The 16397-nt window shown below is 58.0% G+C and carries 9 protein-coding genes; 4 read left to right on the forward strand and 5 right to left on the reverse strand.

The genetic code is table 11. The annotated features are described in order from the left end of the window. Window positions 1–160: 160 nt before the first annotated feature. Window positions 161–370, reverse strand: coding sequence for a hypothetical protein (locus tag CFB47_RS05540; RefSeq protein WP_089460599.1), 210 nt, complete (start codon window positions 368–370; stop codon window positions 161–163). 892 nt (window positions 371–1262) lie between these two features. Between CFB47_RS05540 and CFB47_RS05545 the strand changes: the two genes are divergently transcribed. The 4 genes from CFB47_RS05545 to CFB47_RS05560 all read left to right on the forward strand — a co-directional run bounded on the left by CFB47_RS05545 (window position 1263) and on the right by CFB47_RS05560 (window position 9737). Continuing rightward, a complete protein-coding gene (locus CFB47_RS05545; protein WP_089461358.1) occupies window positions 1263–7193 on the forward strand; it encodes a DUF3320 domain-containing protein in 5931 nt (1976 codons plus the stop codon). Window positions 7194–7251: 58 nt separating this feature from the next. Next, window positions 7252–8130, forward strand: a complete 879-nt coding sequence (locus CFB47_RS05550) for a hypothetical protein (protein WP_089460600.1) — start codon at window positions 7252–7254, stop codon at window positions 8128–8130. A 133-nt stretch (window positions 8131–8263) separates the two neighbouring features. After that, the gene (locus tag CFB47_RS05555) at window positions 8264–9322 is read left to right on the forward strand and encodes a hypothetical protein (RefSeq protein WP_143330794.1); all 1059 of its coding nucleotides are present in this window, start codon (window positions 8264–8266) and stop codon (window positions 9320–9322) included. A gap of 112 nt (window positions 9323–9434) precedes the next feature. Continuing rightward, the gene (locus tag CFB47_RS05560; RefSeq protein ID WP_089460602.1) at window positions 9435–9737 is read left to right on the forward strand and encodes an H-NS histone family protein; all 303 of its coding nucleotides are present in this window, start codon (window positions 9435–9437) and stop codon (window positions 9735–9737) included. A gap of 68 nt (window positions 9738–9805) precedes the next feature. Here the strand turns inward: CFB47_RS05560 and CFB47_RS05565 are convergent, their stop codons facing one another. From CFB47_RS05565 to CFB47_RS40195, 4 genes are all read right to left on the reverse strand, one after another. Then, complete coding sequence (locus CFB47_RS05565) at window positions 9806–10813, reverse strand: PoNe immunity protein domain-containing protein (RefSeq protein ID WP_089460603.1); 1008 nt, start codon at window positions 10811–10813, stop codon at window positions 9806–9808. A gap of 15 nt (window positions 10814–10828) precedes the next feature. Beyond that, entirely contained in the window at window positions 10829–12421 is a 1593-nt protein-coding gene (locus CFB47_RS05570; protein WP_089460604.1) for a hypothetical protein, read from the reverse strand. Next, entirely contained in the window at window positions 12418–15240 is a 2823-nt protein-coding gene (locus CFB47_RS05575) for a type VI secretion system Vgr family protein (protein WP_089460605.1), read from the reverse strand. The genes CFB47_RS05570 and CFB47_RS05575 overlap by 4 nt, the downstream gene beginning before the upstream one ends. A gap of 344 nt (window positions 15241–15584) precedes the next feature. Further along, on the reverse strand, window positions 15585–16196 hold the full coding sequence (locus CFB47_RS40195) for a hypothetical protein (RefSeq protein ID WP_105749897.1): 612 nt from the start codon (window positions 16194–16196) through the stop codon (window positions 15585–15587). Window positions 16197–16397: the final 201 nt, after the last annotated feature.

The raw sequence follows: 16397 nt of genomic DNA on the forward strand, positions 1-16397 counted from the left end.
CATTGGGATAGCCCATCCGAACTCTCGGACGAGCGCGCGCTGTAGTAGTGGGACAAGGGCGTACTCAGCAGTACGCTCTCCAAAAAAACTTGCCATCTCGCTTTGGGCTCTTTGCTTTTGGGGAGTTGTTTTTCCTGCAGGGTTCCGGATGTCTATCGCATCAACTGTGGTTGCTGTGGTTGTCTACCCAGGCGCGGCACCAGTCGAGGCCAGCCAGTTGCGCCTCGTCTTCGCTTTCAAAGCTACCAAGCACCCCCGATGTTTCAACGAGCTTGTTGTTTCGCGTGACAGTGTCGCTGGCGGCGTATTCGTGGCCTTGCCGGATAACATGTCCCCAAAGCAAATAGCCCTTGTAGACTTTTGCTTCCATCAGCGAACGACCTCCGCCCCGGCACCGTTCGAGTCGACGCGCAGCACATTGCCTTTGTGCGTCAACGGAGGCGGTAGGTTCTGCACGCGCGGCCCGGCGTTCACGCGTACAGCGCGGCCAGTATGCTCTCGCTTGGTCGGCGTCGGGAGGTAGGCAGCCACGCGGGATGGCTTCATCTTCGTTGACCGCTTTGCCGACAGTCGACGCGCTGCTGGCTTGTGGTGGGCGGCATGACTGCCGTGCAGCGCATGCCTTGCCTCCGGTGGATTCCATACTTCGCGATAGTGTTCGCCCGCGTGGGCAACGGAAGCCGCCGCAAGCAACATCACACTTAGAACACGCAACACCTCATCCTCCGACGTTCAAGGCGAACTGAACCATTTCGCTGCAGCCGGTTTCCCGGCCGGCACATTCGCCATCGCCGGCATCGGGTGACCAACCGATTTGCAAATTCGGGCGCCCATGGCTCGGGACTTCCAAGAACTGCTTAGCCGAAAACAGCGCGTCGAACAAATGATACTGTGTATGCGTACAGGTTGTCGTAGTTTGCTCGCGTTCCGGGTTTCTCCTCGGCTAAGAGTCTCAGCCGCCCCGTGGCGACCGGCGCGCATGGCCGACAACCGGCGCTTTATATGTCGCGAAAGCCCGAATACGGCTACTTGGTCGACCTTCGGCCAATCCCCTAAAATGACCGGAAAAAGGCGTATATTTCAGATGCTCCGGGAACCCAACAGCGCGACTTTCATGCGATTCGCATCGGTAACTCGCCGCCGCACTCCCTGCATAGAAGAACAGGCAACAGAGCAATCGATATGACGGCTCGACTCGAATAACGTTATCGACCACGACGGCGATTCAGTTGAGGTCGATGAGAATAGTGGGGAACGGGGTGATGACGCACTTGCAGGCAGATGAAACCGAAGACTCAACGACCGATACGGACGTAAAGCTACCGAGCGTTCAGGTATTCGCGGACCTTACGATAGGTTACGCGGCGATTCAAAACAACGTTCCGGTCATCCGTGAAATTATGGTCACGAACGACGGGGGAGCGGTACTCTCTGATGTCGAACTGCTTGTCAAATGTGTACCGGCCTTTGCCGAGAGCGCACGTTTCCGCTTCGAAGCATTGGCGCCAGGCGAAAGCCGCCGTCTAGCACCTGTCGACCTGCGTCCCGACCACCAGTATTTCAGTCAGCTAGACGAATCTGAGCGGGCGGTCATCACGGCATCACTGCGTGTTCAGGAAACGGACCTCGTAACGGAAACACACAATATTGACGTACTGGCCTACGACCAGTGGGCCGGCGCGCGGTCGCTGCCCGAACTGCTGGCTGCGTTTTGCATGCCGAACTCGCGGGTCGTGGACAAACTTCTCGCGCGGGCATCCGGGCTTCTGCGGCAGACGTCGGCCGACCTGTCCATGGACGGCTACCGGTCCAAAAATCGCGAGAAGGTCTGGAAGCAGGTGTCAGCTATCTACAGCACGATAGTTGCCGAGGATATCCAATACTCCAATCCACCGGCGTCGTTCGGAAACGACGGCCAGAAAATCCGAACCCCAGAGCGTATTCTCGATGGCAAGCTGGCGACATGTCTGGACCTTGCCATGCTGTTCGCGTCCTGCTTGGAACAGGCTGGGCTGCACCCTGCCGTGTTGTTCAAAGAAGGCCACGCGTGGGTGGGCGTTTGGCTGATAGAGAGTAGCTTCCCCACCGCCTTGGTGGACGATGTTCAGGCGATTCGCAAGCGGGTGAAATCTGGCGAGTTCATGGTCTTCGAGACCACCGGAGTGGCGAGCGGCCAGAAGCCATCCCTCAGGTGGGCCTGCACTCGTGGCGAAGAACACTTAAACGACGAAGACCAGTTCGCGTATGCAGTGGACATTCGTCGCGCACGAGAAGTCCGGATTCGTCCACTGCCGTCCCGTTCGTCGCCGGTCGAAGAGCCTGCTGTCCCGATTGCGAAAGCCGAGACGCCCGTCATTGAAGACGTACCGCAACTGCCACCGCTCGACCCGGTCGTCGTACCATTGCGCGACGACGCGACACCCGACACACCAGAGGGTCGCCTAGCGAAATGGAAGAGCAAGCTGCTCGACCTGACGCTCCGAAACAAGCTCCTGAATTTTAAACCCACCAAATCCACACTACGGGTCATCTGCCCGGACCCGGGTGCACTGGAAGACCGACTGGCAGAGGGAAACGAATTCCGCGTTCGTGCGAGACCGAAGTTGATGTCCGGTTCGGATGGTCGCGATGCCAATGTGTACGCCGGCCGCAATGGTACGGCTGCATTGGATGACTTGGCGACTGACGCCCTTAGCCGAAACGAAATCGTTACAGACATCGAAGAAGAGGCGCTGGACGGCAGGCTGCTGGAAATATTCCGCGCGGCCAGCACGGGCATGGAGGAAGGCGGGGCCAATACCCTGTTTCTGGCTTTCGGGATGCTCGAATGGCAAGAAAGCAAAGACGCCGAATCCAGCCACCTTGCTCCGATTTTGCTCATCCCGGTAACGCTGTCCCGCCAGTCTGTGAGAAGTGGCTTCCGCTTGACGCGTCACGATGACGACGCGCTCGTGAATCCGACGCTGCTGCAAAAGTTGCAGCAAGATTTCAGCCTGAAGCTACCGTCGTTCGACGTTTTGCCGACCGATGACCGTGGCATCGATGTCAACCGGATTCTGCAGTCCTTCCGGCTACATGTGGGCGAACTGAAGGGGTGGGAGGTCAAGGAGCAGGTCAATCTGGGTATCTTTTCCTTTACGAAGTACCTGATGTGGAAGGACCTCCAAGACCGCCAAAAACAGCTCCAGGAAAACAGCGTTGTCGCTCATTTGATTAACAATCCCGGCAAGGCATTTGCCGACAGCGCGACTGGCTTCGAGCCCAGTACTCTGGATGAGAAGTTCCGGCCTCAAGACCTATTTACGCCATTGCTGTCGGACTCGTCGCAGTTGCGTGCCGTTTGCGTCGCTGCCGAAGGCAAGAATCTTGTCATCGAAGGCCCGCCAGGGACGGGTAAGAGCCAGACTATCTCGAACCTGATTGCCCATCTGTTGGCCACCGGGAAGACGGTGTTGTTCGTTTCGGAGAAGATGGCGGCGCTGGAGGTGGTGCATCGCCGGCTCAGCAGTCTGGGCTTGGGACCATTTTGTCTCGAGTTGCATTCGTCCAAGGCAAAGAAAGCGGACGTCCTGAAACAGCTGGGCATCGCGCTTGATGCCGCCGGCGCTCGCGCTGTGAAGGACTGGGAGCGAGAGTCCGAAAGACTCCTGAGGCTCCGCACAGACCTCAATGGCGTAGCGCGTGCGCTCCATCGCACTCATCCGAACGACCTGACCGTGTACGAGGCTATCGGAACCAGTCTGCAGCACGCGGAAATGCGGCCTGGCGCGATGCCATGGACCGATGCGGATGCGCATGACCGCGCCCAGCTAGAAGCTCTGCGCGAGACCTGTCGCCAGATGGGCGCTCTGGCCGGCCAGTTGACTGGCTTGCAGAATCATCCGTTGGCAGTCGTCAACAAGACCGAATGGATGCCGTCCTGGCAACAAGAGTTTCTCGATGCGGTTTCGGCGTTTGAAGCCTACATCAAGAAACTGGATGAGGCCACATCGAACCTGCTGAATCAGCTGGGCCTTCCCAAGGTTGCTTTCTCCCTGAACGGGCTTGGCAAATTCGATGTACTGGCCGACGTGCTTTCCGCCGCGCCCACAGTTCCGGTCGAGGTGGCCAGGGCGGCGCATGACGAGTCCGTGCGCAACCGGCTCGCCGCCCTTCGTCAGCATGGTGTGGCGCGCAATCAGGCGTGGGAGCCGTTGAGCAAACACTACGTCGACGACGTTGCCACTCTGAATGCGTCCGAGCTCAGACTGCATTGGGCCGCCGCGACCAATACCTGGTGGCCGAAGAGCCTGTTTGCGCAGCGCGCGGTTACCGGACGACTGCGCTTGTACCGACAGGACCAGCGTCGGCCGCAAACCGGGGATGTTCCGGCCGTCATCGCCGCATTGACCGCCGTCAATGCCGAGGACAAGGTCATCGAGTCCATGTCTCATGACGCGTCGCAACTGCTGCATGAAGCATTCGCTGCGTCGAAGACGGACTGGAACGCCGTTGAGGCGGCCGAGCGATGGGCGACGTCATTCGCGGACGCCGTAACGGCAATCGCGGGCAATGACATCGAATTGGCCCAGACGCTCCGCGCAAAGCTGCAGCCATTTGTTTCCGACAACCGGGGCATGCTGAAGGCAGACACGCCTCTCGGCTCCGGTTTGTTGTCGTATCGCGATTGCTGCCGAGACGTGATGGTTCAACTCCGCGCGGTCATTGAGCTTGGCCATTGTCAGGCAGACCTCGGACTTGACCCAGCTGCCGCCGGCGTGGTTCCTCGACTATTGAGCCTGCTTCAAGGATGGCAATCTGCTTCGAGGCAGCTGCAGCCGTGGTGCCTATGGAGGAAATCCCGCGCCCATGCAATCAGCAGCGGGTTGCAAGGCATTGTGGACGCACTGGAGGCTGGCCAAGCGCCTTTGTCCAGCGTGGCGACGTTCTTCGAGTACAGCTACCAGAGCTGGTGGCTGCGCAAAGCGATTGACCGGGAGCCGGTGCTCTGCAATTTCTCGAGTGCCGAGCATGACCGCAAGATTGCTGAGTTCAAGGAGGCAGATGAGCGTTTTCAGAGGCTGACCCAGCAATACATTGCGGCCAAACTGGCGGGCCAGATTCCCGCGAGCGTCGAGGTTGTGCCTGGTGCCGATTCCGAACTTGGAAAACTACGCCGCGAACTGCAAAAGCAGCGAAAGCACATGCCGATTCGCCTGCTGGTACAAAGCCTGCCGAGCCTGATGACCCGTTTGAAGCCATGCTTGCTGATGTCGCCTTTGTCGGTCGCCCAGTATCTGGACGCGTCGCACGCCCAGTTCGACGTGGTCATCTTCGATGAGGCGTCCCAAATTCCGGTGTGGGATGCCGTCGGCGCCATCGCTCGCGGCAAGCAGCTTGTCTGCGTCGGCGACCCAAAGCAACTGCCGCCGACCAGTTTCTTCTCTCGGTCAGATGACTCGGAAGACGCTGCGGATAGCGATGATGTGCAGGACCTGGAGAGCATTTTGGACGAGTGCCTCAGTATCGGCCTGCCTGAGCTGCGGCTGAATTGGCACTACCGAAGCAAGCATGAGGGGCTGATTACCTTCAGCAATGTGACGTACTACGACAACGAACTTGTCACGTTCCCGTCGCCGGTGACAAACGACCAGAGCGTGCGTTTTGAACGCGTACCGGGTGTCTACGACCGCGGTGGCTCGCGAACCAATCGGGCGGAAGCCGATGCCATCGTCAAGGCGATTGAGCGGCACTATCTGGATTCGGCGAAGCGGCATCTGACGCTCGGCGTAGTGACATTCAATCAGGCGCAGCAAAGCCTGATTGAGCGCATGCTGGATGAACGCCGCCGCGCGTCTCAGCAGCTAGACCAGGCAATTTCACAGGCTGTGCAGGAGCCGCTGTTCATCAAGAACCTCGAGAACGTTCAAGGTGACGAGCGGGACATCATCTTCTTTTCCATCACCTATGGTCCGGATGCATCGGGCAAGGTAAGTCTCAACCTTGGGCCGTTGAACTTGGAGGGTGGCCATCGGCGTCTCAACGTGGCCGTATCGCGTGCCCGCGTCGGTGTCGTGATTTTTAGTACGCTGCTTCCGGAGCAGATTGACCTGTCGCGTGTCCGGGCTGCCGGCGTACGAGACCTGAAGAACTACATGGAGTTCGCCATTCGCGGCCCTCGTGCCTTGGTTGAGCAAAGTGTGCCGACCGGACGGGAGCCCGATAGCCCGTTCGAGCGTCAGGTGATATCCGCTCTTCGTGAGAAAGGGTGGACAGTCCATCCGCAGGTAGGCGTGTCCGGATACCGGATTGATATTGGCGTGGTCGACCCGCGTGCGCCGGGCCGCTATCTGCTGGGTGTCGAATGCGACGGCGCCATGTATCACTCGGGCGCAACTGCCCGCGACCGTGACCGGCTTCGACAGCAAGTCCTTGAAGGCCTTGGTTGGGAGCTGTACCGAATCTGGTCTACCGACTGGTGGCTGAATCCAGAAGAGCCAATGCGAAAACTTGTTGCCCGACTGGAGGAATTGGTGGAGACGGTGCCGACGGAGGATGAGCCGGTTGTTGAGCTGCCAGAAGAAACTGCACCCGAGGAAGAGTCGCACGCCTTGTATGCCGGGGCCGAATCGGTCGTAGGGTCGATTGCGCCTGCTACTCAGTCGCTCGAATACGAACTAGCCAGTCTTGATAAAGGCAATCCGGACCTCTTCTATGAGCGCGGCTCGATTTCGACTTTGACAAGCCAGCTACTCAAGGTAATCGAAACAGAAGGTCCGGTATCGCAGGCGATAGTGTTCAGGCGCGTGACGCGCGCTTGGGGGCTGTCTCGCGTCGGAAGCCGCATCGAGGCTCATCTGAGCGCATTGGTGCCCCGGCAGATAACTCGAACAACGGACGACGGTGTCGCCTTCTACTGGCCGGAGCATGCCAATCCGAGTACTTGGGAAGGTATTCGAGTGCCGGGAAGCGACCCGGAAACGCGACGCGGCATTGACGAGATTAGCCTCGAAGAATTGGGCAATGCGGCCGCGTACATCCTGTCGCAGCAAGGTGGCACATCGCACGATGGACTGGCAAAAGCGGTTTGCCGGTTGCTGGGCGTGGCCCGGACAACTTCCGAGGCTGGAGCGCGGATTTCACGAGCATTGACCCATGGACGAGTTAAGACGGTAGTGGCCATCGAGGACGGTTCTGTCCGTTTACGGAAATGAGCTGTTGCGTGCGCGGCATGGCATCGGCGCTGAAGGCGTATATTTATAAAGGGAAGTCATGAGCTTGGCGGTTCATCAATACCACATGGCGGATGTCCAGATTCAAAATGTTGCCGGGGAACGTGGCCTCGGCATACATGCATTGAGATTCAGTGTTAACTTCTCAATCACCAACCAGTATCCCGGCGACCCGCCGGGTATGTTCATCGATTGCCTGCGTGCAAACGTGTTGGTTCATGCATCCAATAGAGGGCGCCTCCTTCTGGGAACCGGAGAGTTCGAGAAACCACTGGTTATCCGCAGGCTGATGAATTCCTCAACGCAGTCGTCGCTGCTCCGCGTGACGTTCGGCGATGCGCAATTGCTGGCACTGGAAGAGCTACGGGGCGGTGGTGGCGTGGTGTTCGAAGTCGAGGTCATAGGCCTGGCCCATGCTCCTAATGACACCCACCCGACAGAGCATAGTGTCCGCGTCGAGATGAATCTCAGCCATTGGGTGAAAGTCTTGGAATCCTTGGGGGCAGCCGATTCAATTGTAGTTGGGGTAGACATTCCCCTGAACGCTCCCACGCGGATGGTTCATGTAGTGACGTGCCTGAAAAAGGCGCGTGATGCACTGGTCGCTGGAGAATATCATCACGCTGTCGGCTCCTGCCGGCTCGCTCTGGACAGCCTAAAGGAAGCATCGCCAGTCCTTCAGGAATTGAGCAAATCTGTCTGGGGAGGGAGGAGTAGCGAGTTCTCAAAACCGCAACGTGCGGCTGCGATTTACAACGCGCTCCGCAACTACACCCATCTCAGTCATCACGTAGGTGGCGAGGGCCAGCCCGAGGTCTTTAGTCGCCGGGACGCCGCAATGGTCTTGACCACGACGGCTTCGCTAGTCGGCATGGTGTTTGAGCTGGAGGAGTCGACCGACCCCGTCACTGGGGAGTAGGGCGAATCTGATGCAGCTCCGCCCGAGCGGCGCAGGGGCGCGAATAAGAGGTCAGAGCTCTTCACTACATTCGGTGTGAGCCAGAGCGTAATGCGCGTGCCCTTCGAGACCAACCCAAACAGGAAAATGCAGCATGGCACTGTTAAAGAATTTCCTTGGAATTTTGGGGCTGAAATCCCGGACGGCACCCGAGCCGACGTTTCGACCAGAGGCCAGTGCGTCGATTTCCAACGCGACAGGCGAGCCGCCTGTTGCGTCCGCTCGCGAGCCCATTCGGCTACCGTCAAAATTTGACGACCTTGTGGATTTTGGTTTAGCGGAACACTCGCCCAACAAGCATTGGTCTGTCGGCTACTGGGACCCGGGCCCGGACCCTTCGCAACAGAGACAAAGAAGTGTCCGGCTTCGAGATAACACCACCGGCAAGATTGTTGCTGTGCTCAACACACTGGAGCGTCCGTTCGCAGTCGACGTTGCTGACACCGGCGTTTTTGGGGTACATGACGCTGGGCAGGCTTCCGAACTGTCCTCCAAGTTGATTGTTTTTGATGTCACAGGTGCGCAGCTCTACGAACGCGCTTATAGGGCGAATCTTTTCGGGTTCGGTATCTCGTCTTGTGGCAGGTATGTAGCAAGTCAAACCTGCAATTCTGGCAACGAAGACAGCAACCTGTTCGAGGTACACGACGTCGCACAGCGTCGGGTGCTCGCCTCGTGTGCGCCTGTTGCAGGTTGGAGTTCGGAGTACACATTCGAGACAGAGGATGGTGAGCTCAAGCGCGTCGTCGCAAGAATCAATCACTTGGGGAAGTTCGCATACTCTCCGACAGGGGCGTTTCTGGATGCAAAGAAGTTTATGACGGCGCGGCTCTCAAAGGGCGACCCGTGGACCCGCATCCGTGCTGCAGGAGAGCTAGTCCAGACCGACGGGTCCGCTACGACACTGAAACGCGCCTTCGATGTCGTCGACGCAACTATTTCGGCATTCAAGCCTGGCGAGGATGCAAGATGGCTGGCAGGCGGCTATCGTCTTAAGGGGGAGTTGCTGGAAAGAATGAACATGTCGGTTGCGGCGATTGAGGCTTATCGTGCCGCATTGGGCATCGATGCAAAAATTGGTGTCAAAAAACGATTGACTGCCCTCGAGAAGGGACTTGCGAATGGAACGTTGCTTGGTAAGGGGGCGGAGTAATGCCGAAACCGCGACTTCGCACTTTTCGACTAAAGATGGCAGTTATACTTCGCTCGAGCAACAACCAGATTGCTCAGATATGCAAATTTTTTCAAAACGGGAGAGTTACAGAATGGCGGAAAACTATAAAGCACTGAAGGCGCAGCTCGACGCGCTCCATGAGCGTACCGAAGCAGCACGCCTCGCCGAGCTTGAAGCAGTTGTTGCGCAGGTTCGCGAACTTGTCGCCGAGTACGGCATCACCGAAGACCAGATTTTTGGTCGCAAGCGTGCGAAGAAGGCGGAGAGCCCAGCAGCGGCTGCTGAGCCGAAGTACCAGAATCCGAAGACTGGCGAGACGTGGTCTGGCCGCGGTCGCGCCCCGCTATGGATTCGAGACGTAAAGAACCGGGACCGTTTCCTCATCGCAAAGTAAGGCATCGAATTCGGCAAGACCGCGCGCGTCGGAGTTTGAGCGTGCGGCTTGGAGAACGTGCCTTTACGTCAGGCCTTGCGTTCAAACTCCCATAGCGCCGGTTGCGACCGGTACGCGCCGGAACGGTCAGGAGCGAACACGTCTGGCATGCGCTCGCCCTGTTGCACCATCACGCCAGGCACATGGTGGCCCTGTGCTTTCCAGATACCGGTCTCCGGGCATACCTGACCGGTGCGCACTGTCTTCGGTCCGTTGTTCGGAAGTGCCGGCGGATTCCCCTTCGCGGGGTCGAAGTTGCGCGCGAATTCAGCTAGGTCCTTCGGATACAGCAGATGGTCCCGGAAGGGACTGTCGTCCAGCTCCAGCAGATAGGCAACCGCTGCGGCTTCGATGGCCCAATAGCCAACGTACGTCCCCTTGCCGCCCTTCTGTGCTTCGAGGTGGCCGTCATGCCACACCGCCGCGGCCATGCCCGGGTACCAGGCTTCGAGATATTGCGTGATGTCGTCGACACACTCCTGTTGCGCTTCGCGGTAAAGGCTGAAGACGAGCGGCCGATACGGAACATCGTGAAACCAGCTGTCGACGTCAACACGCCCCTCGAGTTCATACGCGAGCAGGTCTTCGTAGAGTGTGTCCTTCCCGCGGTAGGCCGGGTCGAACATCGCGACGATGCGCGGCAGCAAGTCACGCCGATGCAGCAGGTAGCAAAAGCCAATCAGCTGCATCGCGGTCTCATAATCGCCGATTTCACTGAACGCGAGCGGCGGCTGCCGGGCATCTGCTTGATGCACGCGCTCGGCTATCGTGAGTTGTTCGAATGCGGAGACCACCGAATCGAATTCGTCTCTTAGCAGGCTGATGTCCGCGCCGCCCGTATACATGAGCAGAAAGCGACGATAGCTGTCCGAGGCAACAATGCCTCTGGTCAGCGCCTTCCTCTCGTTTTCCGTGTCACCGATAGGAGTCAGCCTGTCGGCCCAACTCGCGATGTTTTCAGAAAACGAAGCCAGCAGCCACTTGAAGTAGTCCTCGCCCAGAAAACGCTGTCGTCGCTTCGAATCAAAATCGCTCATTTCAAATATCTCGTGTCAGGTACGCGATTTTAGCCGCTCGGCTTTGCGCTTGACCGCTTCAGCCACCTCGCCGTCCTTGTAGTGGTGAGTGAATGGTAGGTCGTGGTCGACGTGCCCATGTTCGTCCCCCGTCGCAAGTGCTTCGACGTGTTGCGCAGCTGAGGGGAGGTAGAACGGCACATACAACAAATGTCGCGAGTAGCCTGCATTCAGAATAGATAGCTCGATATCTCGCGACACGGCCTCCGGCAGATTCTTCAGAATCCAGGCGTTGCTCATCTGGACGATGCTGGCTTTCGGGTCCTTCGGAGCCACTGGCTCAGTTGTCGGAACCGCTTCGCCTGGCGCAGCAGCCCCCTCGTTTTGCGGCTTCCGTTGGGCCTTGACGTCGCTACTGGCGGCAGGCTTTCCTCCCCCGGTGCTCGGAGGTTTTCCACCTCCTCCGCCAGACGTGGGTTTGCCGGACCCTGGCTTACCTGAGCCACCACCAGCGGGAACAGTGGGACCCTCGTCATCGGGCGGTTCGAGAAGGTCGTCTGCGGCGGGCCGCACCTCATCCTTAATTGTCCCGAGTTTGCTCCAGATACTATGCTTTGCATTCGGGTCCTTCAGCTTGCGCTTCGTCGTCGATGCCTTCATTTCGACGATGGCGTAGTCCTTCATCTGGTTGCTGAATGGTGCCGCACGCCATACGCCGTCGATGCCATGACCGCGTGCCTTGAGTTCGAACAGTTTGTTGAGCTTGCCTTTGTCATTGAGCTTGCCCATGACCCGCAGGCCAGGCTGCTCGCTCCACTTGCCGCTCAGGCCTTTGTCGTGAGTCTGCCAGCCATTGCCCCACTTGAGCTTTTCATAGCAGTAGTAGTCCCCGATATGTTCGCCCAGGATGCCAGTGATTTCGGTCGTGATATCGGTCACCGCGAGCTTGGCGTTCACCACTCCCCTGGAGGGCGTTGGCACCGGGCGGTCATGACCCGCCTTCGCCTCTTCACCCCTCGCGCCAGGTTTTTCGGTGGTCCGATGCTCCTCCAGGGTGCTGACTGCGGATGAATTCGGCTGCTTCTTGCGCCAGTGGAGCAGCTTGCGCTGGACGAACTGGGCGAGCCAGTAAGGCAGGTTCGTTTCGACGAAGGTCAGCGCCTGCATAAACGTGACTTGCATTGCGGACGGCATCTCGCGATACAGCCAAGACTTCTGGATGTGTTCGCGCGCCTCGGTCAGATACTTCTTGACCCCGGTGGCATCGAACAGCTTGTCAATCAACGCATCCGGGCTGGTCTGGATGTGCGCTTGCTGGAGCACCAGGCGCAGAATGTCGAACAGCAGCGGGCCGTAAATTTCTGACTTGTGGTTGACGAGACGAAACGTACGCTTGACCCCAGCGCCGACGACCGGGACCCAGCCTACGACGGCAAACACCAAGTCGATGCCGGCCTCGATTTTCGTCATCTCGTCCGCACTTTCGCGTGCGTTCCATACGGTCCAGACGCTCTCCGTGGTGTCGTAGACGTTTTGCGCGACGTAGAACAGCGGGACAGCGTTGGTTGCCATCGACCATCCAATCTCTTTGACCGCGTCTTCTATCGCTTGTTGGTCGCTTTCGTTCATTTCGCGTCCGGCCGTCCAGAAAATTTGTTGAACAGGCTGTAGAGGTTTTCCTCAGTAATGCCCTCGTGCCCGGCTGCATGCAGTTCTTTGAGAACATCAGGCTGCGCGAGCTCCGTGGGCACGGGGACTGGCTGGGGCGTGAATGGGCGGGCGTCCTCCCCGAAGAAGACCTTTGCGGTGCCGTCTGGTACGTCGCGCAGGACCGCGTGGCCGTTTCCATCAAGCTTGCCGGCCAGAGTCGTCCCGTTCTCAAACACGACTTTGTAGGGAGCTTGAGGCACAGCCTTGAGGTTGTCGTCCGTGAGATTCAGTTCGAGCTTGTTGTGCAGGTCGCCCTTGGGCAGGGCCGGTAAATCGTAGGGTGCGCTCGTGGGGCCGGCGAAAGCATGCTGCGCTCCCTTGATGTCTATCTTGCCCGGAGCGTGAATCTCGATATCGCCGCCCTGAATGCGGATATACGCGCCACCTGAGGTCAGCAGGATGCCCTGGTTCGCGGCCACTTCGACCTTCTCGGTCGCCGATAGCACCTTTACCGTTTTTTGCGCGGTCACTTCGATGTTGTCCGACTGCGCCTGGATTTCCACCTTGCCCTTCGCAGCGAAGAGCTTCATCCCGGCGTTCTGGGCGAACAGGCTGATGCGTTCGGCGACACTCGCGAGCAGCGATTTTCCGGCCGCGATGTGGGTGCTCTGGCCGCTGACCACGTTCACGTGTTCGTCCGCCCCCAAGTGCACCGACCGCTGCGTCGACAGTGCAATGCCCACCGGGCTTGCGGCCAGAAGAATAGGTTTTTTGAACGCGTTGGCTGCGCCCGTGCCGCCTCCCGCCGTGCGGCCGCCGCTCCCCTGGTCTTGCCCCTGAACGTTGTCTGTCGTGGCGTCCGTGAAAGCCTTGAGCGCGTCGTGACCAGCTTTCAGGCTTTCGGCCTGGTGCAGGGTGCTGACATCGGAAAGCGACTCGACCAAGTTGTGAGCGCTGGTGAGTTGCTGCTGGGCTTGTCGGACCTCCAATTGCTGGTGCGCCGCACCCGAACCAGGATGGGTCGTGAGGAAAAGCCCCCGATTGGCGCGAATCGCGCCGTAGGCATCGGTGCGAAGGTCGAAGCCGCTGCCGAGATAGCTGCCGCGGACATTGCCGTCCTGGGCAATCAGGTATCCCAGATGAAGCATGGAACTGCCTTGCGACGAGAACAGTTGCAGCCTGTTCTGCCCGGTCGCATCGTCCATCACGAGATGGTTGTAACCGTTGCCGCCGTATTCCTTAGAGCTGAAGCCTGACAGGATGCCGTTCGAATGCCAGCGCGGCTGCGTTGCGCCGTTGTAGACGCGGCCTATTGCAATGGGGCGGTCACAATCACCACCAAGCCATTCGATAGTCACTTCTTCGCCAACGCGCGGCACGTGCACGCTGCCGTAGCCGCCGCCAGTATCGGAATAGGAAACGCGCACCCAGCATGTCGCTCCGACGCCCTCACGCCGGTCCCAGTGCATACGCACTAGGATTCGGTTCAGCGCATCGGTATAGACCTCTTCGTTGCCAGGGCCGACGACCGTCGCCGTCTGAAGATGCATGACGGGCTTACGGTGTTCGAACGGGCTGCGAAACGGCACCTTCTGGCGCTGGGCCTCGACCTCTACGAGGAAGAAGCCCTCGCTGCCGGAAGCATCTTTAACCGCGAACGCGGGTGCCGACTCCTCGTAAGCGTCACGAACCTCGGCAAGACGTGCGTCCAGACTATGCGGATAGGGGCGAGTTTCCCCAATTGGAAGATTGTTGCGGATGTACCAAGTGGCCTCGACCACCGCAAACTTGCGGTCCTCGGCGCTATCTCCGTCGTGCTCGGGGTGGTCTAGCAAACTGAACCAGCCGCCGACGTCGATACTCGGTGCGCTAGCTATGCCGTGGAATCGCTTCGCGCGCGACTCCCATTCCTCGAGCTTGAGCTTGGTTAACCGGTCTCCGCGGTCATCATCGAGGTACGTGTATGGCCCCGTGTATTCGTAGACCTCAGCCTGCTGCGGAAGCTCGCCCTGGTTCGCGACGGTCGGAAACGATTTCTCCTTGCGCGCTTCGGGGTTCTTATAGTCGAACGTACTCGTCGAGTACGACGTGCTCTGTAAGGTCCGCGTGCCCGACCAGTGCACGAACGCGTCGGGCTGGCGCGTGACGCCGGCCCGATAGAACCGGACCTGTTCCGGCTCAAGCGGCTTGAGTGAATACAGGTCGTCTGTGACGACGAGGGTGTGAGATTTACCGTCGTCGGCATGCTCGAAGTAATAGAACCAGCCTTCTGACTCCATCAGCCGGTGCACGAAGTTCCAATCGTCTTCGTACTGCACGCAGAACGAGCGTGCAGGCGACGGTTTGCTCACCTCGATTCGGTACGCTCCAACTGCCTGAGGATGCCCTTGGAACACTGTTTCGAGAATCGCTTCGACGGTCTGGTCCTGGAATATGCGCGCGTCCTTGCGGAACTTCAGGAAATGAAGCCAAGACGAGAAAATCAGTTGCAGGCTGACCAGTCGCCCGTCGGCGCCCAAGCGTTTTGCCGTATGCACGTAGCCGTGCTTCGGCCGGTAGGTCTTGTCGGCCTGCTGAGTCCAAAGTGTGACGGGCTGCGCAATGAGCGACTTCAGTTCGATTGAATCCTGCAGCGAAACAACATCGACAGCAATCTCGAAATTGCCACCCAGCCGAGCAGTACCCACCACGATATGTGGCAGCAGCACATCCGGCCCGGCGGGGGTATCCAATTTCGCAATCCGGTCGGACTGGAGTAACCCCGAATTTATCAACGCGATAAGGTCCTGCGCTCCCATTTGATTTTCCTTGTGTCGGCGTCTCTCAGAGCCGAGCAAAATCATATAGGGAAGACCCTACGCAGGCAATATGACAGACACTATCTTGTACCCGTAACGGGTTGGGATGGCGATATTCTCTCGAAACTGTTCCTTATCTCGAAATAATCTGGCTCCGGGGCCCCTCTCCTGTAGCGCTACTTTTATGGCTACCTCCTTGCGTAGCGCTTCGGCGGAGACAGATGCCTGTTCGAGTGTGCCGGAGCGAGCGCCCGGCACTATGTCAAAGAGGGCCGGCTCGGGTTATGTAATTTTCCCTGTCAGATTATTATCGAGTTGAGTGTTTGTGTTTTTAAAATAAGCCATCAAGATTGGAGTGAAAAATAAACAATAAATGAGATGAGCCCAAAAAGAAATCGCAGCATGGGTACTTTGAAGATACCATCGATGGCGCCGGACTGCTGAGTTGATTGCTCTGGATTCGCGCCGATACTAAGCAAGCTAAAAAATACTGCGATTAAATTTCCACTCAAAAATATTACGATGGCGAGTCCAAGGCCGCTAATGAAGTTCATCTCGCTGAAACCTTCGCCGATGCCTATAGGCACAGCGGCCCCAGCAAGCAATGCAAAAGAATGGATGATAAGTCCCAGCCATGGTTTGACAATGTATCGGTATGCGCGTGCCTCTAGAAACCAACCGGACAGCATGAATAGTATGCCTGTCGTGGCAAGCCCGGAAAGTATAAATTCGCTATCTACAGATGACAGATGTTCAAAGAAATGAAGGCCGATATTTTTATGAAATAATCTTGACGCTAAGAAATGAACCAGCAGCATACACAAACCAACGGCACACCCCGAAATCTCCATGGAGATAATATGCTTAAGCGCCAGCCACTCAGCGTCGCTGCACTTAGACCGGATGGTCTTTTTGATGTGGTCGTAAACTGCCTTTATATGCTCAGTTTGTTTCATCTATTTGTATATCCTTTTTTCTCGACTAAGAGTTTTCTTGATGCAACTTTCTTGGTCAAAATGATTTGCGGAATGCTGTGCTTCGGCATGATGTTGTGGCGGCACTACGCCCGCCAACGGGCCTGGTTGGCCGCGACCAACAGACAATCTTCCCAAGCCATCGAACGGGTTAACGGAGCAGACACTGAAAACTTGACCACG

Origin of the sequence: Burkholderia sp. AU27893, from assembly GCF_002223205.1 — a bacterium.
Taxonomy (GTDB): domain Bacteria; phylum Pseudomonadota; class Gammaproteobacteria; order Burkholderiales; family Burkholderiaceae; genus Burkholderia.

Bases quoted from the DNA above. Each gene is read 5' to 3' on its own strand.
- CFB47_RS05575 (WP_089460605.1), bottom strand. From the start codon at position 15,240: ATGGGAGCGCAGGACCTTATCGCGTTGATAAATTCGGGGTTACTCCAG.
- CFB47_RS05540 (WP_089460599.1), bottom strand. From the start codon at position 370: ATGGAAGCAAAAGTCTACAAGGGCTATTTGCTTTGGGGACATGTTATC.
- CFB47_RS05555 (WP_143330794.1), top strand. From the start codon at position 8,264: ATGGCACTGTTAAAGAATTTCCTTGGAATTTTGGGGCTGAAATCCCGG.
- CFB47_RS05545 (WP_089461358.1), top strand. From the start codon at position 1,263: ATGACGCACTTGCAGGCAGATGAAACCGAAGACTCAACGACCGATACG.
- CFB47_RS05560 (WP_089460602.1), top strand. From the start codon at position 9,435: ATGGCGGAAAACTATAAAGCACTGAAGGCGCAGCTCGACGCGCTCCAT.
- CFB47_RS40195 (WP_105749897.1), bottom strand. From the start codon at position 16,196: ATGAAACAAACTGAGCATATAAAGGCAGTTTACGACCACATCAAAAAG.
- CFB47_RS05565 (WP_089460603.1), bottom strand. From the start codon at position 10,813: ATGAGCGATTTTGATTCGAAGCGACGACAGCGTTTTCTGGGCGAGGAC.
- CFB47_RS05550 (WP_089460600.1), top strand. From the start codon at position 7,252: ATGAGCTTGGCGGTTCATCAATACCACATGGCGGATGTCCAGATTCAA.
- CFB47_RS05570 (WP_089460604.1), bottom strand. From the start codon at position 12,421: ATGAACGAAAGCGACCAACAAGCGATAGAAGACGCGGTCAAAGAGATT.